Raw genomic sequence first — 21,161 nt, 5'->3', positions numbered from 1 at the left:
TAAAAAGACAAAGAAATACAAAAAATCTATTTTATTTCAGTAAATTCTTTATAATGCGGTCAGATGAAGGGTAGCATACGGATTCAGACATGCCGCAAAAACGTAAAATCCTCCTCCTGGACACGGGCAAAGAATGGGGGGGAGGTACCAACAGTATGCTTGAGCTTCTGAAGCGAATCAACCGCGACAAATTCGACATTACTTGTTGTTTTTACAGTGATTATAGTCGTGCTGAAGGTCAAACGATTGGCCAGGTGCTCAATAGCATTGGGATCCCGCTACTCGTTATCCCTCAACGTAAGCAACCGGCATGGGCAAAACTACTGAAAGAAGCGGGACGTGGTCTGCTGTTTTTCTCGCGTTCAGCGCGCAAAGCATTTACGCGGCATATCGATACCCTGTGGCGCATTCGCCCCAACGTCAGCAAGATCGAGACCATTTTCAGGGAAGGTGGATTCGATACGCTGTATATGAACAACCAGCCAGGCTCTAACGAAGAAGGGTATCTGGCGGGCGCAAACCTGCATGCGCGGATAATCCAGCACTGCCGGATTGAACCGGTGCTGACCCCGCCGCTGGTGAAGCTGGTCAATGCCCATGCCACAAAAATCATCGCCGTCTCGCACGGCGTTGAACGCGTGTTGCTTCAGCATGGCGTCCGGCCAGCGCTGTGTACCACGGTCAACAATGCTATCGACATCCACCAGCCTTTGCCCGACCGACGCGCGATGCGCCAGCGTCTGAACATTGATGACGACACGTTTGTGTTCGGCAGCATTGGCTCGCTAATCCCTCGCAAAGCCAACCACCATACGCTGGAGGCGCTGGCACAGTTCAGCCAGAGGCACCCGCAGGCAAAATGGAAGATGGTGCTGGTCGGTGAAGGGGCGGAGCGCGGCGCACTGGCGGCACAGGCTGACGCGCTGGGTATTGCTGAGCACGTCATTTTTACCGGTTTCCAGAACACGCCTTTTGACTATCTCGCCACCTTTGACGCATTTATTCTGGCCTCGAAGAGCGAAGGCCTGCCGCGCGTCGTGCTGGAGGCAATGCTGCTGAATATTCCCGTGATTGGTTCAAAGGTGACCGGCACGGCAGAATTGATCGATCATGAGTCGACCGGCCTGCTGTTTCCCTGGAGCGACGTGTCGCAACTTGCTCAACATCTGGATAATATCTGGCAGGATCCTGCTCTGCGCGCCCGGCTCGCCGCTGCCGCACACCAGAATGTCTGCAACATGTATGCCATTGAAAGCTATGTTAACGGTGTCGAGGCCGTTCTTGGCGCGCAATAACCAAACGAGAAGAACATGTTTAAATTCCTGAATGCTCGCTACCGCCACATTACCGGGCGTCATAACATTCCTTACGCTTCCCTTCCGGTCACGCGCGATCTCGTTGCGGTGGATTCTATTGTGATCCCGTGTACGGGCGCGGATTTCGTCGAAGAGGCGTTATTGTCAGCGACCTTTGCAGAGCGTTATGCCACCGACGTCAGCGAGATTGTTATCGTCAGCGATCAGCCTGAATCCGCTTTCGGCGAGCTGCCGCCAAAAACCCGCGTTGTTACCCTCACGCTTCCAAAACGTGAAGAAGGTTACCGCTATAAGCAGATCTACCTCAGTCGTCTGGTGAAGCTTAACGCTCCGTTGCAGGCGCGCGGTGAAGGTGTGCTGATGATCGACTCCGATCTCAACCTGCTTAAAATGCCAGAGATCAACATGGCGGATATGCACATCTACTCCAGCTTCCGTCAGGGCAAAATGATTGCCAAGCTGGACGGCGCGCCAGCGGAGAAAGTGCCGGCATATTACAAAGAAACGGTGCGTCCGTATCTGGTCGATCACGTTAACGGCGCGTTTCTTGCCGCCACCAAAAAGACCTGGCGCCGTATCTGCCCGCTGTGGCTGACGCTGTTCCAGGATACCTGGGAGCTGATGGACGACACGCAGCCGCCGACCGATCAGCTGCCGCTCGCTGCGCTGCTGGACATGCTGGATGTAAAAACGGTTAACCTCGGTGACTGGATGAACTGGCCGGTCTCCAAGAAGATCGGCGGTCAGGAAGCCGTTGTGCCGAAAGAGGTGATTGGCGCGCACGGTGGTTTCCCGCTTTCCGAATGGCAGAAGTATCTGGAATCGCCGGATAACAGGCTGCTGTTCAAAGGCCAGGATTACACCCGCAAGGTGCGTTACCTGACGGACGAAGAGAAAAAGAATCAGTAAAAAAAGGGGCCGCTGGCCCCTTTTTAATTACTTATCCCAGCTCAGGATCACTTTCCCTGACTGGCCGGACCGCATTGCGTCAAAGCCCTGCTGGAACTCATCGATGGAGAAACGGTGAGTGATAATCGGGGACAGATCCAGACCGGACTGGATCAGCGCGGCCATCTTGTACCAGGTTTCGAACATCTCACGGCCATAGATGCCCTTAATGAACAGCCCCTTGAAGATGACTTTGTTCCAGTCAATGGACATATCTGACGGTGGAATACCCAGCATCGCGATACGGCCACCGTGGTTCATGGTGTCGAGCATGGTGCGGAACGCCGGTGGCGCGCCGGACATCTCCAGACCCACGTCAAAGCCTTCGGTCATGCCCAGCTCTTCCATCACATCGGTCAGGCTCTCTTTCGAGACATCCACCGCGCGGGTGACGCCCATTTTGCGCGCCAACGACAGGCGGTATTCGTTCACGTCGGTGATCACCACGTTGCGCGCACCCACATGCTTCGCCACGGCTGCCGCCATAATGCCGATGGGGCCCGCGCCGGAAACCAGCACGTCTTCACCCACCAGGTCGAAGGAGAGCGCCGTGTGTACCGCGTTGCCGAACGGGTCGAAAATGGAGGCCAGATCGTCAGAGATATTGTCCGGGATTTTGAAGGCGTTAAACGCCGGGATCACCAGATATTCCGCGAAACAGCCCGGACGGTTCACGCCCACGCCGACGGTGTTGCGGCACAGGTGGGTACGCCCACCGCGACAGTTACGGCAGTGACCGCAGGTAATGTGGCCTTCACCGGAGACGCGATCGCCAATGTTGAAGCCTTTTACTTCCTGGCCGATACCCACCACTTCGCCGACATATTCGTGACCGACAACCATCGGTACCGGAATGGTTTTCTGCGACCACTGGTCCCAGTTGTAGATGTGAACGTCAGTACCGCAGATGGCGGTTTTACGAATTTTGATCAGCAGATCGTTATGACCGACTTCCGGCTCCGGCACGTCGGTCATCCAAATCCCTTCTTCCGCTTTCAGTTTGGATAACGCTTTCATCATACGTCCTCAGGCAATGACGCCCAGCTGTTTGCCGATGCGGGTAAAGGCTTCCACCGCACGTTCAATTTGTTCAGGCGAGTGCGCCGCAGACATCTGGGTGCGGATACGCGCCTGACCTTTTGGTACCACCGGGAAGAAGAACCCGGTCACGTAAATCCCTTCTTTCTGAAGCTCACGAGCAAATTTCTGCGCGACAACCGCGTCGCCCAGCATCACCGGAATGATTGCGTGATCGGCACCGGCCAGGGTGAATCCTGCGGCACTCATTTTTTCACGGAACAGGCGGGCGTTAGCCCACAGGCGGTCGCGCAGCTCAGCCCCGGATTCCACCATCTCCAGCACTTTAATGGAGGCAGCCACAATCGCCGGCGCCAGGGAGTTGGAGAACAAATACGGGCGGGAGCGCTGGCGCAGCCACTCGACCACCTCTTTACGCGCGGCGGTGTAGCCGCCAGACGCGCCGCCGAGCGCTTTGCCCAGCGTACCGGTGATGATATCCACGCGGCCCATTACGTCGCAGTATTCGTGGGAGCCACGACCGTTTTCGCCGACAAAACCGACCGCGTGAGAGTCATCCACCATCACCAGCGCGTCGTATTTATCCGCCAGATCGCACACGCCCTTCAGGTTGGCGATCACACCGTCCATGGAGAACACGCCGTCGGTGGCGATCAGGACGTGGCGAGCCCCTGCTTCACGGGCCTCTTTCAGGCGCGCTTCCAGCTCCACCATGTCGTTGTTGGCGTAGCGGAAACGCTTCGCTTTGCACAGGCGTACGCCGTCGATGATGGAGGCGTGGTTCAGGGCGTCGGAGATAATCGCGTCTTCTGCGCCGAGCAGGGTCTCAAACAGACCGCCGTTGGCGTCGAAGCAGGAGGAGTACAGAATCGCGTCTTCCATTCCGAGGAAGTTCGCCAGCTTTTGCTCAAGCTGCTTGTGGCTGTCCTGCGTACCGCAGATAAAGCGAACGGAGGCCATACCGAAACCGTGGGTGTCCATGCCGTTTTTCGCCGCGGCAATTAGCTCAGGGTGATTCGCAAGACCTAAATAGTTGTTCGCGCAAAAGTTGATCACATGGCTGCCGTCGGCAACGGTGATGTCCGCCTGCTGGGCAGACGTGATAATACGCTCTTCTTTGAACAACCCTTCCGCACGTGCGGTGTCGAGGTCGCTGTTTAACTGTTTGTAAAAATCACCACGCATTGCAATTCTCCAGACTCGGCAAATTTTGGCACATATTACCCAAACCAATAGTTCATGACGAGATGACGCAGTATCTCTTCTCGTTTTTGCAGCATAAATCACGCGTACCCCTGCTGCATATCGGTGAATGGCTGAAGCCTGAGCATTGTGATGATATGATAAAGAGATTAGCGTTCGGGATATTCCCCGACTCATACTTCAAAGGTTACAGTTATGATCATCGTTACTGGCGGCGCGGGCTTTATCGGCAGCAATATTGTTAAGGCCCTCAATGACAAAGGCATCACCGACATTCTGGTGGTGGACAACCTGAAAGACGGCACCAAGTTCGTGAACCTGGTGGATCTGAACATCGCTGACTACATGGATAAAGAAGACTTCCTTATCCAGATTATGGCGGGTGAAGAGTTCGGCGAGATCGAAGCCATCTTCCACGAAGGTGCGTGCTCCTCCACCACCGAGTGGGACGGCAAGTACATGATGGATAACAACTATCAGTACTCCAAAGAGCTCCTGCACTACTGCCTGGAGCGTGAAATTCCGTTCCTGTACGCCTCTTCCGCGGCAACTTACGGTGGGCGCACTTCAGATTTCATCGAATCCCGCGAATATGAGCAGCCGCTGAACGTTTACGGTTACTCCAAGTTCCTGTTTGATGAGTACGTACGTCAGATCCTGCCAGAAGCGAACTCGCAGATTGTCGGCTTCCGCTACTTCAACGTCTACGGGCCGCGCGAAGGCCACAAAGGCAGCATGGCGAGCGTGGCGTTCCACCTGAACACCCAATTAAATAACGGCGAAAGCCCGAAACTGTTCGAAGGCAGCGACGGCTTCAAGCGTGACTTCGTCTACGTGGGCGATGTGGCGGCAGTAAACCTGTGGTTCCTGGAAAATGGCGTGTCCGGCATTTTCAACCTGGGCACCGGCCGCGCGGAATCCTTCCAGGCGGTGGCAGACGCGACGCTGGCGTACCATAAGAAAGGCAGCATCGAGTACATTCCGTTCCCGGATAAGCTGAAAGGCCGCTACCAGGCATTCACCCAGGCGGACCTGACTAACCTGCGCGCCGCAGGCTACGACAAGCCGTTCAAGACCGTTGCCGAAGGCGTAACGGAATATATGGCCTGGCTGAACCGCGACGCATAAGCATGAAAATTCTGGTGATCGGCCCGTCATGGGTGGGCGACATGATGATGTCGCAAAGTCTCTATCGCACGCTCAAGGCGCGTTATCCCCAGGCGATAATCGACGTGATGGCACCCGCATGGTGCCGTCCGCTGTTATCGCGTATGCCGGAAGTGAACGAGGCGATCCCGATGCCGCTCGGACACGGGGCGCTGGAAATCGGTGAACGCCGCAAACTCGGCCACAGCCTGCGCGAGAAACGCTATGACCGCGCGTACGTGCTGCCTAACTCCTTCAAATCCGCCCTTGTGCCCTTCTTTGCGGGCATCCCGCACCGTACCGGCTGGCGCGGTGAAATGCGCTACGGCCTGCTGAACGACGCCCGGGTGCTGGATAAAGAGGCCTGGCCGCTGATGGTGGAGCGCTACGTGGCGCTGGCCTACGACAAAGGCGTGATGCGCAGCGCGAAAGATCTGCCGCAGCCGCTGCTGTGGCCGCAGCTCCAGGTAAGCGATGGGGAGAAATCCCACACCTGCAACGCATTTGGCATTTCGTCCGAACGCCCGATGATTGGGTTCTGCCCTGGCGCAGAATTCGGTCCGGCAAAACGCTGGCCGCACTATCACTATGCAGAGCTGGCGAAACAGCTTATCGATGAAGGCTATCAGATTGTGCTGTTTGGCTCGGCGAAAGATCATGAGGCGGGCAATGAAATTCTCGCCACGCTGAGCACCGAGCAACAGGCATGGTGCCGCAACCTGGCCGGGGAAACGCAACTCGAGCAGGCGGTTATCCTCATTGCCGCCTGTAAGGCCGTGGTCAGTAACGACTCTGGCCTGATGCACGTCGCCGCCGCGCTGGACCGCCCGCTGGTCGCGCTGTATGGCCCAAGCAGCCCGGACTTCACGCCGCCGCTGTCGCACAAGGCGCGCGTGATCCGTTTGATCACCGGCTACCACAAGGTGCGCAAAGGCGATGCCGCAGAAGGTTACCATCAGAGCCTGATCGACATTACCCCGCAGCGTGTTCTCGAAGAACTCAACGCACTGCTGTTGAGCGAAGAAGGATAACGGATGCGGGTATTGATCGTTAAAACCTCCTCAATGGGTGATGTTCTGCATACGCTGCCGTCGCTGACGGACGCCATGCGGGCCATTCCCGGCATCCGTTTTGACTGGGTGGTGGAAGAAGGCTTCGCGCAGATCCCCACCTGGCATGAAGCGGTTGATCGCGTGATCCCGGTGGCCATTCGCCGCTGGCGCAAAGCATGGTTCTCCGCACCGATTAAAGCCGAACGCAAAGCCTTCCGCGAAGCGGTGCAGGCCCGGCGTTACGACGCGATCGTCGACGCCCAGGGGCTGGTGAAAAGCGCCGCGCTGGTCACGCGTCTGGCGCACGGCGTAAAGCACGGCATGGACTGGCAAACCGCCCGCGAACCGCTGGCGAGCCTGTTCTATAATCGTCGCCACCATATTGCGAAGCAGCAGCACGCCGTGGAACGTACCCGCGAGCTGTTCGCTAAGAGTCTCGGCTATGCAAAACCCGACCTCCAGGGTGACTACGCCATCGCACAGCATTTTCTGCGCGAAACGGACAAGGATATCGCGCCCTATCTGGTCTTCCTGCATGCCACAACGCGCGACGATAAGCACTGGCCGGAAACGCACTGGAGAAGGCTGATTGAACTAATGCAACCTTGCGGTATCCATATTAAACTCCCGTGGGGCGCTGAACATGAGCGGCAGCGAGCGGAACGTCTGGCAGCAGGTTTTTCCCACGTCGAGGTGTTACCCAAACTCACGCTGGCGCAGGTTGCCGCACAGCTGGCGGGCGCTAACGCCGTCGTTTCTGTGGATACAGGGTTAAGCCATTTAACCGCCGCACTGGATCGTCCTAATATCACGATTTTCGGCCCGACCGATCCGGGGTTGATCGGGGGTTACGGTAAAAACCAGCATCAGATGGTCAGCCCTACGCAACAAACGAAGGATATTAGCGCAGATGCTATTTTTTCATTTTTACAGGGCAGCCATCGGCTTTCCAACAGGGATATTTAACCCATGAGTTATGTATTTCTGCTGATTTTACTCTTTCCGGTGAAACTCATCCGGAAGCTGTTTCGAAAGGACACGGGCAAGAACCTTGTCATTCAGACAGCCAAAATCGGTGACTTTATTAATGCGACGCCTCTTCTGGCATATCTGCAAAAAAGCGATGTGTTGATCAGTCGCAGCGTTGGCGCGCTGGCGAAGCATGATGAGACTATTGAGCAGATCTATTTTATTGAGCAGCATAAGCGCAACCTGTGGCGTAAACTGTGCTTCGCGTGCAGGATCATGAACCGCTACGACAACGTCTACCTGCTACAGCCCAACAGCGTGAACCTCTTTTTTGCCGCCGTCTGCAATGCCAAAAACAAACAATTTTTAAGCATTTACACGCGCAGGTGGTATCACGGGATTTTCTATCTCGCGGCCGACGGTACCGTTGAGCATGGCAAAAAAACGCTTTCGGTGACGAACTACCTGAAACTGGCCGACCGCTCGCTCACGTGGCAAGACTCTCCCAAGCACGCCACAAAGCCACTCTTCAAGCCGACGACCTGGCCGGCCATTCTTGATAAACCTGGCGTTATCCGCATCGGCATCAGTATTGCGGCGGGCAATAAAGCCAAAACCGTCCCTCCGGTTATCTGGAAGCGGATTGTTGATCAACTCGCTGATTTACCCTGCGAGTTTTATGTCTTCGGCGCGCCAAACGAACAGTCGTGGATGGACGATATCACCCGTCTTTACGGTGACATCCCCAATTTTATCAATCTTATTGGCAAAATTTCGCTGGAAGAGCTTCCCTGGGCCATTTCTAAGATGGACTGCTATATCGCGTCTGACTCGGGGAATGTCTACATCGCAGACGCCGTCGGCGTGCCGGTGGTCCTGCTGTTTGGACCGTGTTGTCACTATGAACAGCGTCCGCTTGGCAATGTGATGCTGATCGGGAATGACGATAACATTTGTTCTTATGTGTTTGAAACGCGCTATTACTTCCCGCAAGAGCGGGAAGCGCTATTCTCTGTCACTGACTCCGCGTTACACGATCTTCAGCAGTTTATCCGTACACTACCAAAAGCCCGCTCACTGGCTAGCGCTACCGACGCTCAAGGAAACTAATTTTTATGGCTTTTTTAAGCGTCATTATTGCTGCGCATAACGCTGAAGCTACGCTGCACGCCACGCTTTCAAGCCTGCTGGCAGCAACCGATCAGGACACTGAAATTATTATTTTCAATGACAGTTCTGAGGATGCCACGCAGGCAATAATTGATGAGTGGTCGCCGAAATTTCCTCAGATCATAACGCGCACCGTGAACTTTCGTAACGTTGGCCGGGTAAGAAACAGCGCTGTCGCGCTGGCATCGGGTGAGTATATTACGATGCTCGACAGTGATGATTGCTTAAAGCCGGGCAGCCTCAGGGACGCAATAGCCTTCCTGAAAGCGCAACGTCCGGACATGTTACTGACTCGTTTGCTTGAGATTCGCGATCCCCGGAGAATGACTTCAGACTGGCAGGGATTTAATCCTGTGCCATTGTCACAACATGAAGCAATTGCTCGTTTCTTACTTCATAAAGACTTTCAGGCACATCTCATTGGCCAGTTTATTCATCGTAGTCTTTACGAGAAAAACCCCATACCTCCGATGTTATGTTATGAGGATTTCGCTGTCTTCCCGGGAATGTTGATGCAATCGAGCAAAATAGCCTATCAACGCCAGGGGCATTATTATTACATCAAGCGTCGCGACAGTTTGTCGAGCAGTCTGGACGCCAGTAAAATTTCAACGCTTGTCGAATGCACGTTACAGATGGAAAGAACATTTCCGTCACGCTACAAACATCTCGTCAATTGCCACTGGTTTGATATTTACAGCAACCATCGGTCCTGTCTGACAGACCAACAATTGCAGCTCGTGAAACAACGCGTAAAGACCATGTATACATTGTCTTTTTTCATGTCCACCGATGTTCGTTTTAGCTACAAAAAAAGGGTTATTGAGGCGTTATGGAAAAAATAAAACCACGGCTATATCAACTGACGATCGCTTTAAGCCTCATCTCCTTGATACTGGCCTTAGTCAGTTCTGGGAAGCAAAGAGAGTTTTTCTATATCGCTATTTACGTCAGTATTATTGGCCTGGCTTTCGAATATAAAAAAATCACTTTGCGACCTTTTACTATAGCGCTGCCCATTCTGCTGATTGGGTTACTTAACCTCGGCTGGTACTTACTCTATGAGTATCATAACGAGGGCCTCAACCTTTACAGCGACTACCTCGGTGCCAGCAAAAAGTTAATTTTAGCGAGTGTCCTGATTTTCTATATCGACCGCTTTAAGTTTTATATCGATAAGGATACCTTCAGGAAATTCTTCTTCTTCGCAACGGCCCTGGGGTTTGTGCTCGCCACAGGGTATGGCTTGTGGCAGGCCTCGCAAGGTATGACTCGCGTTGAGATGGCAATTAACCGTGCCACCGTTTCAGCTTATGTTTATTCTGTCCTGTCACTGGCTTTTGTATACAGTCTTTACCTTCAACAGAACGTGAAGCTGTATGTTGTTGCGGGCTTCACTATATTAATCTCTTACTTCGTCATACTGTTGACGGGGACCCGCGCTGCGATGGGTTTATATCTGCTTCTGGCGATTGTGCTCACGCTTTATCATTTCAGAAAGATTCATCTTAAATCAGCCCTCATCTTTTTATGCATTGTTGCAGGCGTTGTAATCGTTAGCTACAAGCCATTGATTTCGCCAAAAATACAACAAACCCAACGTGAGGTTGAACGTTATCAACAAGGTTTTGACCGCACCTCACTCGGCGCACGTTTTTCGATGTGGACTATCGGGATCGAGAATGGTCTTGCCCATCCGTTAGGGCAATCGCTGGAAGAGCGTGAAGCGTGGACCCGACACTACATTAAAGACGGCCATCCTCACCTTGGCAGTGCACTCGAATACATCAAAGTCCACCTGCATAATGAATTTATTGAGAAATACTCTTTGCAGGGGATCCCCGGCGTAGCGGTAATGCTCTTTTTCTTCGTTTCGATGATTGTGTATGCCCTACGAAACAGAAATGCACTGCTGCTGACGTCGATGCTTCTTTTGCTTTTGTATGGACTGACAGATGTCATACTGCTCAGTTCAGAAGCCTTAATCTTCTTTATGATTTTGTTTGCGCTAAGTACACCTTTCTCACAAACAAAACAGCAATAACAAATATGCCCGCCTGGCGGGCATAACTATTTTTTGTACTGGTAAAACTCCGCCAGCGTCATCCCCACGGTCTTATCTGATAACCAGGTAAAGAGCTGCTCCAGATCCTGATACAGCCCCTCAATCGCGACCTCGTCTTTAAAAGTAGGGCTCCCGCCAGGCATAAATTCCGACGAATGCAGCATGAATTCCACGTAGTCATTCCCCTGAGCCAGGCACTGCTGCGCAACCTTAATCATCTCCGCCGCATTTCCTCCGGACGGACGTAACCAGTTAACTGACGGAGAACGGTATTTACCGCGCAGACGATCATAACCCTGCTTCAGGGAATTCAGCCATGCCGGGTGTTTATACTGGATGCTCATCGGCACTTCGAGGAGAGGGCTGTTTCCCGGCCGGGAAATGTCGTCTACGTCCAAAAAGTAGGCACGATCGGGAAAATGCTGGTAATTCGTTCCGCCCTTACCCTGCGGGGCACCTTTCGCGTTGCGCCAGTTCACGCGCGGCGTAACGGAACAATCTACCTGATACCCTAGCTCAATCAGCAACTGGGCGTAACGGCTGTCGAATGCCCAGCGCCCGGCGCGATGGCTGAGCATTTTTGTCTGGAAAGTCTCTTCCAGTAAGCGGGTCATGAAGAGCACTTTCTCACGCATGACCTCGTCTGAAAACTCAATCAGATAAGGCTGCCAGCGCCAGTCATCACCGGTCAGATCGTGTTCCGGAGGGCTATTCCAGGCATGGAGATGCATTCCCACCTCACCCTGGCCGCGGGCTATGACCTCTTTCGCGAACTCAATGAATACCGGTTCGACTGCCATCTCGTAGTTGGTCAGCCAGACGGGCTTAAAGCCGAAGCGTTCACAAAGCGCCTGAAACCGCGCCAGGTAGCGCGCGTTTTCCGTTTTGATCAACCGGTGGTTCTGCCAGAGATTATCCCCTTCGGTATCGATCGTGATGATAAACGCTGGTTTTTTCATAATGAGCCCGCAAGACAAAATAGTTAGCGCTATGTTACGCACGCCCGAAAGCAGGAGTAAACCCTTCCAGGGAAATTCCTGACATTATGGAGAAAGAGTGCAAGTCGTTACCAGGTCTATTAGAATTGCCAATAGTACAACGCCGATAAGATGATGATGAATAACTTACCTGACACGCCTGATTTGCGCATTTTACTGATCAAACTTCGCCATCATGGTGACATGTTACTCACCACCCCCGTCATCAATTCATTACGCCAGAAATGGCCTGACGCCCAAATCGACGTGCTTCTCTATGAAGAGACGCGAGACATGCTCGCCGCGCATCCGGCAATCAGGACGATCTATGGTATCGATCGTAAATGGAAGCAGCTGGGGACGCTGAAGCACCTGCAAAAAGAGTGGCAGTTGCTTCGTGCTTTACGTGCTCAGCATTATCATCTGGTGATCAATCTTGCCGATCAGTGGCGCAGCGCGATTGTTACCCGCTTCACCGGTGCACCGGTTCGGCTCGGGTTCGCTTTTAATAAGCGCAATAATGCCTTCTGGCGTTTTTGTCACAGTGAACTGGTCTCGGTCGCCAGCCATCAGTCGCTGCACACCGTTGAACAAAATCTCTCCATACTGTCAGCGCTGCCGGTAATGGCCAACCCTACCGTGACCATGGCTTACAGCGCGGATGACTGGCGCCATGCTCACCAAAAGCTGTCGCAAAAGGGCGTGGGAGACCGCTACATCGTTATTCAACCCACTTCACGCTGGTTCTTTAAGTGCTGGGATGAAGGCAAAATGGCGCAAACTATCGCCGCGTTGCAGCAGGACGGCCACACTATCGTCCTCACGGCGGGACCGGACAAGAAAGAGCTGGCGATGATTGACCGCATTCTTGCCGCCTCCCCGCAGACGGGTGTTGTATCACTGGCAGGCCAGTTAACCCTGCGCCAACTGGCCTCGCTAATCGATCACGCGATCCTGTTCATTGGCGTTGACTCCGTACCCATGCACATGGCCGCCGCCCTTCAGACGCCCTGCGTGGCGCTGTTTGGCCCGTCAAAATTGACGTTCTGGTCGCCATGGCAGGTTAACGGAGAGGTCATCTGGGCAGGTAACTACGGCCCGCTTCCCAACCCTGACGCCATTGATACAAAAACGACGGAACGTTATCTCGACGCCATCCCCGTTGATGCTGTCGTCTCCGCCGCAAGGAGATACCTGCAATGAAGCTTCATCGTCTGGCCATTGTGCGCCAAAAATATCGTCCGGATGGGGGAGCAGAACGTTTTGTCTCCAGGGCACTTACCGCGCTGAGCAATCAAAATCTTGAGCTCAACGTCATCACCCGCGAGTGGCAGGGCGAAAAGCAGGACGACTGGCATATTCATATTTGCGATCCCCGGAAGTGGGGCCGCATCAGCCGTGAGCGCGGCTTTGCACACGCCGCACGCGCGCTGTGGCAGCAACAGCAGTTTGATATTGTCCAGAGCCACGAACGTATTCCGGGCTGCGATATTTACCGCGCCGGGGATGGTGTACATCGACGCTGGCTGCTACAGCGTACGCGTATTCTTCCCGCCTGGCGCGCGAAGCTGCTTATGCACGATCGCTATCACCGCTACGTGATGCACGCAGAACGTGAAATGTACCAGGCTCCCGAGTTGAAAGCCGTTATCTGTAATGCGGAGATGATCAAGCGCGAAATCGTCGAAGACTTTGATATTGACGCAAAAAAGATACATGTGATTTATAATTCAATAGATTCCAGCCGCTTCGTTCCGGCAGAAGAGAGGCAACGCGCTGTACTGCGTCAGCAATTTGGCTTACCCGCTGATGCCGTCATTTTCTGCTTCGTGGGTTCAGGGTTTGAACGCAAGGGGCTGGCAAGCGCTATTCGGGCTATAGCAGGAACCTCGGCGTGGCTGGTTGTGGTCGGTCAGGATAAAGCGGAAAGCCGTTATCGCGACCTCGCCCGTTCATTAGGCTGTGAGGGGCAAATCCGTTTCCTGGGGATGCAAAAAGAGACGCTGCCATTTTATCAGCTTTCTGATGGTTTACTGCTGCCGACGCTGTATGATCCTTTCCCTAACGTCATACTTGAAGCAATGGCCTGTGGATTGCCCGTCATTACGTCAGAGAGTTGCGGTGGTTCAGAATTTATTGAGCAAGGCCAGAACGGGTTTTACTGTGATGCACTTGATATCCACACATTGAAGGAGGCCGTCATGTCCATCCCTTCACTGGAAAAAAATAACAATATGGGGCTTGCGGCGCGTGAACGCGTCAGAGAAGCAACCCCTGAAAAACTATCAAGTCAGCTTATTTCGCTTTATCAAAAATTACTGGATTAATAATGCGCATCCTAATGATTATTGATGGTTTACCCGGTGGAGGAGCCGAAAAAACGGTTCTCACCCTCTCCAGCGGACTGACAGAACTGGGGCATCAGGTCACCCTTTTCTCCTTACGGAAGGTGTGCGACTACGCCATTCCGGAAGGCATCGATTTTCAGGTTGTGCAGGATACCTGTAAAAAACCCTGGCGGAAGCTGACCGAGATCCCGCGTCGCGCCCGTTTGCTGGATCGCGCCATCGAGCAGGCAGAACGCAGCGGTAAATTTGATGTCGTCTTCTCACATCTGCATAAAACCGACCGTATCGTGGCGCACAGCCGCGTGCTGGATCGGGATAAGGTCTGGTTCTGCGTACACGGGATGTTCTCCTTCTCCTATTTGCGCCATCGCAGCGGGCTTTCTCGCTGGTTTAAGCATTATAAAATTCGTCATACCTATGAAAACCGCAACGTGGTGGCGGTATCCGGCGCCGTGCTGCACGATCTGTCTGAAGTACTCGCGATCCCCCTGCGGCGCAAAGCGGTTATCCATAACCCCTTTGATATCCCTGAAATTCAGCGTCTGGCGGAAGCGCCCTTTGAGATGCAGGGGCAGGATTACATTATCCATGTTGGCCGTTTTCATGAACACAAACGTCACGACAGGCTGCTGCGGGCGTTTGCGCTGAGCAAGATCGACGCATCGCTGGTGTTGATGGGCAAAGGTTCTGACGCGAAAATAAATCAGCTCAAACAGCTTGCCGCTAAACTGGGAATTGAAAACAAGATCGTCTTCCGCCCGTTCGAAACCAACCCCTACCCGTGGATCAAAGGGGCACGCCTTTTAGTGTTAAGTTCCGACTGCGAAGGTTTTGGTAATGTACTGGTAGAGTCCATTATCTGTCAGACCCCACCGGTGAGTACAAACTGCCCTGGCGGCCCTGCTGAGATCCTTACTGGCCCCCTGACGCGTGGTCTGACAGCGTTAACCGACGAATCACTGGCGAAAACACTGGCAGAACTGTATGCCTCTCCGCCGGTTGTTGATCGCGAAACGATCGCATCGTTCGGTATCAACGCCATTTGCCAGCAATACATTGCTTTGGTCGACAACCAAAAATAATCAGGTTTCATATGCAAAATTCAGCGCCTTTATTAAGCGTGGTGGTGGCCGTTTATAACGGTGAAGCTTTTCTCGATCAGTTCTTTACCTGCCTTGTAAATCAACACATCGACAGTATGGAAGTCATCATCGTGAATGACGGTTCCACTGACCGCTCGATGCAGATTGTCGAAAAATGGCGCGAAAAGCTGCCACAGATGCAGGTTATTGAACAACCTAATCAGGGCGTGTCCATCGCGCGTAATACTGGCCTGGCCGTTGCGACCGGGCAGTATCTCTCTTTCCCGGATATTGATGATGTCTTCAAACCCGGCATGTACCAGCGTCTGCTGGATATGGCCGTCACGCAGAACCTGGATGTCGCCACCTGCAATGGCAACTACGTCTGGGAAAATAACAAAAAACCGTCTCGCCCTATCTTCCCTGAAGATAAGCTCGCCTCAACGGGCGTCATGAATGGCGCGGCATGGTTAAAAAAGGCGCTGGATTCACGTAAGTTCCTGCATGTGACCTGGCTGAATATCTATCGTCACGATTTTATTCGTCAGCACGGCTTCCGTTTCGAGCCAGGCCTGCGCCATCAGGATATCCCGTGGACGACTGAGGTGCTGCTTGCCGCGGAACGCGTTCAGTACACCAGCGAACGCTTTTACGACTACTACATTCACTCCGCCTCGGTATCGCACACCCCGGATAATGACGACACGCTGATTCGCTCTGCGCGCCATTATATGAAGATCCTGAAGATGCTTGATGCCATTAACCAGCGCTACCCGGATAAAGTGAAAAATATCCCGGCCTGTTACTGGCAAATCGCTAAAGAGGGTCTGGGAATTATTCATACCTTCGACAACATGAAGGATGAGGCGAAGAAATCAATGATAATCAAAGAGTTCTTCGACACCGGGATCTGGAAGCTCATCTGGAAAAGTGCCAAAAGCCCGCGTTTGCGCTGGCGCCTGGGCCGGCGCTACTTCCGTTTAAAACGGTATCTGGCATAAGAGATAGCTTTAGCACGCTTAAATGCTTAGAATTTCCCGGCCGAAACTAAAAAAACGGATAATCGCTTGGAATTGTTGTATACCGCCCTGCTCTACATCATTCAGCCACTGGTGTGGCTGCGACTGTTGCTTCGTAGCCGTAAAGCGCCTGCGTACCGTAAACGCTGGGCCGAACGTTATGGCTACTGCCGCAATAAAGTGGCGCCGGACGGTATTCTGCTGCATTCCGTGTCAGTCGGGGAAACGCTGGCCGCCATTCCACTGGTGCGTGCCCTGCGCCACCGTTATCCGTCACTGCCCATCACCGTCACCACGATGACGCCAACCGGCTCAGAGCGCGTGATGTCTGCCTTCGGTAAAGACGTGCATCACGTCTACCTGCCGTACGATCTCCCCTGCGCCATGAACCGTTTCCTGAATACCGTGCGCCCTAAACTGGTGATCGTCATGGAAACCGAACTGTGGCCGAATATGATTTCCGCCCTGCATGCCCGTAAAATTCCTTTGGTTATCGCCAACGCGCGTCTGTCGGAACGCTCGGCGAAAGGGTACGGCAAGCTGGGTAAATTTATGCGTCGCCTGCTCAGCAAAATCACGCTGATCGCCGCGCAGAACGAAGAAGATGCCGCGCGCTTTATCGCCCTCGGCCTGAAGCGCAACCAGCTTGCGGTCACGGGTAGCCTGAAGTTCGATATTTCCGTCACCCCTGAACTCGCCGCCCGTGCGGTAACACTGCGTCGTCAGTGGGCGCCGCGTCGCCAGGTCTGGATTGCCACCAGCACCCATGATGGCGAAGAAGCCATTATTCTTCAGGCTCACCGCCAGCTGCTGGAAAAATTCCCTGATTTACTGCTGATTCTGGTTCCTCGCCATCCTGAGCGTTTTAAAGATGCCCGCGAGATGGTGCAAAAAGGCGGTTTCAGCTTCACCCTGCGCAGCAGCGGCGAAATCCCCTCTGGCAGCACGCAGGTGGTGATTGGCGATACGATGGGCGAACTGATGCTGCTGTACGGGATCGCCGATCTTGCATTCGTTGGCGGAAGCCTGGTGGAGCGCGGTGGTCATAACCCGCTGGAGCCGGCAGCCCACGCCATCCCCGTGCTGATGGGACCACACACGTTTAACTTCAAAGATATCTGCGCGAAATTGCAGCAAGCCGATGGCTTAATCACCGTGACCGACGCGGATTCGGTGGTCAAAGAGGTCTCTACCCTTCTGACTGACGAAGATTACCGCCTGTGGTACGGTCGTCACGCCGTTGAAGTCCTGCATCAGAACCAGGGGGCGCTGACCCGTCTGCTGCAACTTCTGCAACCTTACCTGCCGCAGCGGAGCCACTAATGTCAACGCGTCTGTCGGTCGTGATGATCGCCAAAAACGCCGCCGACCTGCTTCCGGATTGCCTGGCCTCTGTTGCCTGGGCTGACGAAATCGTCATTCTCGACTCCGGAAGTACGGACAACACGGCGGACGTTGCCCGTGCAGCCGGAGCAAAAGTCTTTACCGACACCGACTGGCAGGGCTACGGTATTCAGCGCCAGCGTGCGCAGGGTTACGCCACGGGCGATTACGTGTTGATGATCGATACCGATGAGCGCGTCACCCCGGAACTCCGACAGGCCATTCAAATGGTGCTTGCCGCGCCACAGCCCGGCGCGGTCTACAGTATCGCGCGTCGTAACTATTTCCTGGGCCGCTTTATGCGCCACAGCGGCTGGTACCCCGACCGCGTGATGCGCCTCTATGCGCGCGAGCGTTATCAGTACAACGACAACCTGGTCCATGAATCTCTGGCCTGCGATGGCGCTCAGGTCATCCCCCTGACGGGCGATCTGCTTCATCTGACCTGCCGCGATTTCGCCAGCTTCCAGCGTAAACAGCTGAACTATGCCACCGCCTGGGCACAGGAGCGGCATACGCGCGGCAAGAAGGCCACGCTGACCGGCATCTTCACCCACACGCTGGGCGCGTTTCTGAAAACGCTGCTGCTGCGTGGCGGCGTGCTGGACGGCAAACAGGGCTGGTTACTGGCCGTAGTGAATGCCCAGTATACTTTCAACAAATACACCGAGCTGTGGGCGCTGAACCGCGGCTACTCAGAGAAAACGTGAGCCATGAGCACAAAAGCGATTTATCCGGGTACCTTCGATCCGATCACTAACGGTCATCTTGATATCATCACCCGTGCGGCGTGTATGTTCGACAAGGTGATTCTGGCCATTGCCGCCAGCCCGAGCAAAAAGCCGATGTTCGACCTGAACGAACGCGTGCAGCTTGCCACCGATGCGATTTCGCATCTGTCGAATGTTGAGGTCGTCGGATTCAGCGACTTGATGGCAAACTTTGCCCGTGACCGGCAGGCCAATATCCTGATCCGCGGTCTTCGCGCGGTAGCAGACTTCGAATATGAGATGCAGCTGGCACACATGAACCGCCATCTGATGCCGGAGCTGGAGAGCGTATTCCTGATGCCCTCCAAAGAGTGGTCCTTCATCTCTTCTTCGCTGGTGAAAGAGGTGGCGCGCCATCACGGGGACGTTACCCACTTCCTGCCGGTTAACGTCCACCAGGCGTTGATGGAAAAGCTAAAGTAACCCTACTTCTGGCACTGACGGCAGTAAAACGTGGCGCGCTGAGCGTGCTTCGTGGCAATAATCGGCGTCCCGCAGGCTCTGCACGGCTCACCCTTACGGCCATAAACCTGCAACTCCTGCGCAAAATAGCCCGGCTTCCCGTCGCTTTGCAGGAAATCCTTCAGCGTCGTCCCGCCCTGCTCAATTGAGCGCAGCAGTACCGCTTTAATTACTCTGACCAGCAGCTCGCACTCCTGCGCCGACAGCGAGGAGGCCAGCCGATCGGGATGGATCCCGGCGGCAAACAACGATTCGCTGGCATAGATATTTCCCACGCCCACCACCAGCTTGTTATCCATCAGCCAGGGTTTAATCGGGGTTTTCTTTTTCGCGCACTTCTCTTTGAGATAATCCGCGTTAAACGCCTCTGACAGCGGCTCAGGTCCGAGATGCGCCAGCACGTTGTGTCCTTCCAGCTCTTTGGTCCACAGCCATGCGCCAAAGCGACGCGGGTCGGTGTAACGCAGCACTTTGCCGTTACTCATCACCAGATCAACGTGGTCGTGCTTTTCCGCAGGCAACTCTTCGGTGAGGATGCGCAGGCTTCCCGACATGCCCAGATGGATAATGATCCAGCCGTCAGGCAGCTCCAGCAGCAGGTATTTCGCGCGGCGCTGCACGCTCAGGACGGGTTTGTCGCTTAACGCGTGGATCTCATCGGACACCGGCCAGCGCAGACGCCCGTTGCGAACGACAGCATGAAGAATAGTCGCGCCAACCAGATGGGGCTCAATGCCGCGGCGGCTGGTCTCTACCTCTGGTAATTCAGGCATGGTTCCTCCGTTGAGATGCAGAATGCAAAAAACCCCGCAGTTGCGGGGTTTTTCAATACAAGGAGACTAAAATTATTTGATTTTAGCTTCTTTGTACAGTACGTGCTGGCGTACAACTGGATCGAATTTTTTCAGTTCCAGTTTTTCCGGCTTAGTACGTTTGTTCTTCGTGGTGGTGTAGAAGTGACCTGTACCAGCAGAAGAAACCAGCTTGATTTTCTCGCGAATACCTTTAGCCATGATTTATTTCCTCTTTAAGTACTTAGTACTTTTCGCCACGGGCACGCAGTTCGGACAGAACTGTATCGATGCCTTTCTTATCGATTACACGCATACCTTTAGCAGATACGCGCAGGGTGACAAAACGCTTCTCGCTCTCAACCCAGAAACGGTGAGAGTGCAGGTTCGGCAGGAAACGGCGTTTAGTCGCGTTCAGTGCGTGGGAACGGTTGTTACCGGTCACCGGACGCTTGCCAGTAACTTGGCAGACTCGGGACATGTCTATTCTCCAAAAATCAAATTAGCTCGAGCTTCGTATGGGGTATCGGCGCCTCGTCAGGCTTTACAGCCCGGTCATCGCATAGTTCTATTGAACTCTCGATTGCCAGGCCCAAATGCCAAACCCGAGATTCTCAAAGGTGGCGTAGTATACGCTGACTCGGCGGTGTGCTCAAGTCCCGAACAGACAAAGATCCCGATGGATCGCGAGAAAAGGCCTAAATCCAGCCACGTTCGGCAAAAGAAATGTACTCTCCGCGGCCAATTATCAGATGGTCCAGCACACGAATGTCCATGAATTGACAGCATTTGATAATACGTTCGGTAATTGCTTTGTCAGCTCTGCTTGGTTCTGCACAGCCAGAGGGGTGATTATGCGCGAGGATCACGCCGGCTGCATTCACTTTTATCGCTTCCCGCACAATTTCACGCGGATGCACCTCAACGTGACTCAATGTTCCCGAAAAAAGGCGGGTATGTTTCAGTACCCGGTTTTTGTTGTCGAGAAAGATCACCATAAAGATCTCCCGCTCCAGATCGGAGAGCTGGCTTTGCAGAAATTCGCGGGTCATGTCGGGGGTGAGGATCGGGTCTTCTTCCTCCATACGCACGTTGTAAAATCGCCGGGCCAGCTCGGCAATGCCCCGTAGCTGGGCATATTTCGCCACGCCAATGCCCTCAACGTGCGTAAACGCCTCCAGCTCAGCGGTCAGCAATCCATACAGTGAACCGAAATGGTCTATCAGTTCTTTCGCCAGCGTAAATACCGTTTTCCCCGGCGTGCCTGTGCGTAAAAAGAGCGCCAGCAGCTCGTCGTCCTTTAACAACGTGACGCCATGACGCAGCATTTTTTCACGCGGTAGCAGCAGTTCAGTCTCTTCCATGCCCGGCCTCCTTCTGTTTGCCATTATGCTGCCACAGGCAAATTCGGGGTTCGACGCT

General features: G+C 53.9%; 22 protein-coding genes. 15 read left to right on the top strand and 7 right to left on the bottom strand.

The window, feature by feature from the left end:
• Nucleotides 1–89: 89 nt before the first annotated feature.
• The gene (locus tag ACJTMZ_RS19335; protein ID WP_017693957.1) at nucleotides 90–1,295 is read left to right on the top strand and encodes a glycosyltransferase; all 1,206 of its coding nucleotides are present in this window, start codon (nucleotides 90–92) and stop codon (nucleotides 1,293–1,295) included.
• Nucleotides 1,296–1,310: 15 nt separating this feature from the next.
• Nucleotides 1,311–2,225 carry a hypothetical protein gene (locus tag ACJTMZ_RS19330; RefSeq protein WP_023302890.1) on the top strand — a complete coding sequence of 305 codons (915 nt, stop codon included), beginning with the start codon at nucleotides 1,311–1,313 and terminating at the stop codon, nucleotides 2,223–2,225.
• Nucleotides 2,226–2,252: 27 nt separating this feature from the next.
• Here ACJTMZ_RS19330 and tdh read toward each other — a convergent pair whose 3' ends face one another.
• Nucleotides 2,253–3,281, bottom strand: coding sequence for an L-threonine 3-dehydrogenase (tdh, locus tag ACJTMZ_RS19325; RefSeq protein ID WP_017383610.1), 1,029 nt, complete (start codon nucleotides 3,279–3,281; stop codon nucleotides 2,253–2,255).
• Nucleotides 3,282–3,290: 9 nt separating this feature from the next.
• Nucleotides 3,291–4,487, bottom strand: coding sequence for a glycine C-acetyltransferase (kbl, locus tag ACJTMZ_RS19320; RefSeq protein ID WP_015570030.1), 1,197 nt, complete (start codon nucleotides 4,485–4,487; stop codon nucleotides 3,291–3,293).
• A gap of 213 nt (nucleotides 4,488–4,700) precedes the next feature.
• On the opposite strand from kbl, the gene rfaD reads away from it, so the two are divergent.
• The 6 genes from rfaD to ACJTMZ_RS19290 are packed head-to-tail and all read left to right on the top strand — an operon-like array spanning nucleotide 4,701 to nucleotide 10,886.
• Entirely contained in the window at nucleotides 4,701–5,633 is a 933-nt protein-coding gene (gene rfaD / locus ACJTMZ_RS19315; protein WP_003860858.1) for an ADP-glyceromanno-heptose 6-epimerase, read from the top strand.
• Between the two features lie 2 nt (nucleotides 5,634–5,635).
• Nucleotides 5,636–6,682 (top strand): ADP-heptose--LPS heptosyltransferase RfaF, encoded by a 1,047-nt coding sequence (rfaF, locus tag ACJTMZ_RS19310; RefSeq protein ID WP_015570031.1) that lies wholly within the window; start codon nucleotides 5,636–5,638, stop codon nucleotides 6,680–6,682.
• Between the two features lie 3 nt (nucleotides 6,683–6,685).
• A complete protein-coding gene (gene rfaC, locus ACJTMZ_RS19305; RefSeq protein ID WP_023302889.1) occupies nucleotides 6,686–7,669 on the top strand; it encodes a lipopolysaccharide heptosyltransferase RfaC in 984 nt (327 codons plus the stop codon).
• Between the two features lie 3 nt (nucleotides 7,670–7,672).
• The gene (locus ACJTMZ_RS19300) at nucleotides 7,673–8,782 is read left to right on the top strand and encodes a glycosyltransferase family 9 protein (protein WP_017693958.1); all 1,110 of its coding nucleotides are present in this window, start codon (nucleotides 7,673–7,675) and stop codon (nucleotides 8,780–8,782) included.
• 5 nt (nucleotides 8,783–8,787) lie between these two features.
• Nucleotides 8,788–9,687: a glycosyltransferase family 2 protein gene (locus ACJTMZ_RS19295; RefSeq protein WP_017693959.1), complete on the top strand. Its 900-nt coding sequence runs from the start codon at nucleotides 8,788–8,790 to the stop codon at nucleotides 9,685–9,687.
• Complete coding sequence (locus ACJTMZ_RS19290; protein ID WP_015570034.1) at nucleotides 9,675–10,886, top strand: O-antigen ligase; 1,212 nt, start codon at nucleotides 9,675–9,677, stop codon at nucleotides 10,884–10,886. Before ACJTMZ_RS19295 ends, ACJTMZ_RS19290 begins: the two co-directional genes overlap by 13 nt.
• A gap of 26 nt (nucleotides 10,887–10,912) precedes the next feature.
• On the opposite strand, the gene ACJTMZ_RS19285 is transcribed toward ACJTMZ_RS19290, so the two are convergent.
• Nucleotides 10,913–11,866 (bottom strand): polysaccharide deacetylase family protein, encoded by a 954-nt coding sequence (locus ACJTMZ_RS19285; protein WP_047364927.1) that lies wholly within the window; start codon nucleotides 11,864–11,866, stop codon nucleotides 10,913–10,915.
• A gap of 150 nt (nucleotides 11,867–12,016) precedes the next feature.
• On the opposite strand from ACJTMZ_RS19285, the gene rfaQ reads away from it, so the two are divergent.
• The 7 genes from rfaQ (at nucleotide 12,017) to coaD (ending at nucleotide 18,909) form a co-directional block, all read left to right on the top strand.
• Nucleotides 12,017–13,087, top strand: a complete 1,071-nt coding sequence (gene rfaQ, locus ACJTMZ_RS19280; RefSeq protein WP_149500103.1) for a putative lipopolysaccharide heptosyltransferase III — start codon at nucleotides 12,017–12,019, stop codon at nucleotides 13,085–13,087.
• Nucleotides 13,084–14,211, top strand: a complete 1,128-nt coding sequence (locus ACJTMZ_RS19275) for a glycosyltransferase family 4 protein (RefSeq protein WP_015570036.1) — start codon at nucleotides 13,084–13,086, stop codon at nucleotides 14,209–14,211. The genes rfaQ and ACJTMZ_RS19275 overlap by 4 nt, the downstream gene beginning before the upstream one ends.
• A gap of 2 nt (nucleotides 14,212–14,213) precedes the next feature.
• Nucleotides 14,214–15,314 (top strand): glycosyltransferase, encoded by a 1,101-nt coding sequence (locus ACJTMZ_RS19270; RefSeq protein ID WP_047364924.1) that lies wholly within the window; start codon nucleotides 14,214–14,216, stop codon nucleotides 15,312–15,314.
• Between the two features lie 11 nt (nucleotides 15,315–15,325).
• Nucleotides 15,326–16,315, top strand: coding sequence for a glycosyltransferase (locus ACJTMZ_RS19265; protein WP_015570038.1), 990 nt, complete (start codon nucleotides 15,326–15,328; stop codon nucleotides 16,313–16,315).
• Nucleotides 16,316–16,381: 66 nt separating this feature from the next.
• On the top strand, nucleotides 16,382–17,656 hold the full coding sequence (gene waaA / locus ACJTMZ_RS19260; RefSeq protein ID WP_003860874.1) for a lipid IV(A) 3-deoxy-D-manno-octulosonic acid transferase: 1,275 nt from the start codon (nucleotides 16,382–16,384) through the stop codon (nucleotides 17,654–17,656).
• Nucleotides 17,656–18,426 (top strand): glycosyltransferase family 2 protein, encoded by a 771-nt coding sequence (locus ACJTMZ_RS19255; RefSeq protein ID WP_040117053.1) that lies wholly within the window; start codon nucleotides 17,656–17,658, stop codon nucleotides 18,424–18,426. Before waaA ends, ACJTMZ_RS19255 begins: the two co-directional genes overlap by 1 nt.
• A 3-nt stretch (nucleotides 18,427–18,429) precedes the next feature.
• Nucleotides 18,430–18,909, top strand: coding sequence for a pantetheine-phosphate adenylyltransferase (gene coaD, locus ACJTMZ_RS19250; RefSeq protein ID WP_015570040.1), 480 nt, complete (start codon nucleotides 18,430–18,432; stop codon nucleotides 18,907–18,909).
• Nucleotides 18,910–18,911: 2 nt separating this feature from the next.
• Here the strand turns inward: coaD and mutM are convergent, their stop codons facing one another.
• The 4 genes from mutM to radC all read right to left on the bottom strand — a co-directional run bounded on the left by mutM (nucleotide 18,912) and on the right by radC (nucleotide 21,103).
• Nucleotides 18,912–19,721, bottom strand: coding sequence for a bifunctional DNA-formamidopyrimidine glycosylase/DNA-(apurinic or apyrimidinic site) lyase (gene mutM / locus ACJTMZ_RS19245; protein ID WP_003860879.1), 810 nt, complete (start codon nucleotides 19,719–19,721; stop codon nucleotides 18,912–18,914).
• A gap of 72 nt (nucleotides 19,722–19,793) precedes the next feature.
• Nucleotides 19,794–19,961, bottom strand: a complete 168-nt coding sequence (gene rpmG / locus ACJTMZ_RS19240) for a 50S ribosomal protein L33 (RefSeq protein WP_003024094.1) — start codon at nucleotides 19,959–19,961, stop codon at nucleotides 19,794–19,796.
• A gap of 22 nt (nucleotides 19,962–19,983) precedes the next feature.
• The gene (rpmB, locus tag ACJTMZ_RS19235; RefSeq protein WP_002436699.1) at nucleotides 19,984–20,220 is read right to left on the bottom strand and encodes a 50S ribosomal protein L28; all 237 of its coding nucleotides are present in this window, start codon (nucleotides 20,218–20,220) and stop codon (nucleotides 19,984–19,986) included.
• A 217-nt stretch (nucleotides 20,221–20,437) separates the two neighbouring features.
• Nucleotides 20,438–21,103: a RadC family protein gene (radC, locus tag ACJTMZ_RS19230; protein WP_006812419.1), complete on the bottom strand. Its 666-nt coding sequence runs from the start codon at nucleotides 21,101–21,103 to the stop codon at nucleotides 20,438–20,440.
• Nucleotides 21,104–21,161: the final 58 nt, after the last annotated feature.

Source organism: Enterobacter sp. DN (assembly GCF_046054285.1).
Taxonomy (GTDB): domain Bacteria; phylum Pseudomonadota; class Gammaproteobacteria; order Enterobacterales; family Enterobacteriaceae; genus Enterobacter; species Enterobacter hormaechei_C.
This window is presented reverse-complemented; position numbering and strand designations above follow the sequence as displayed.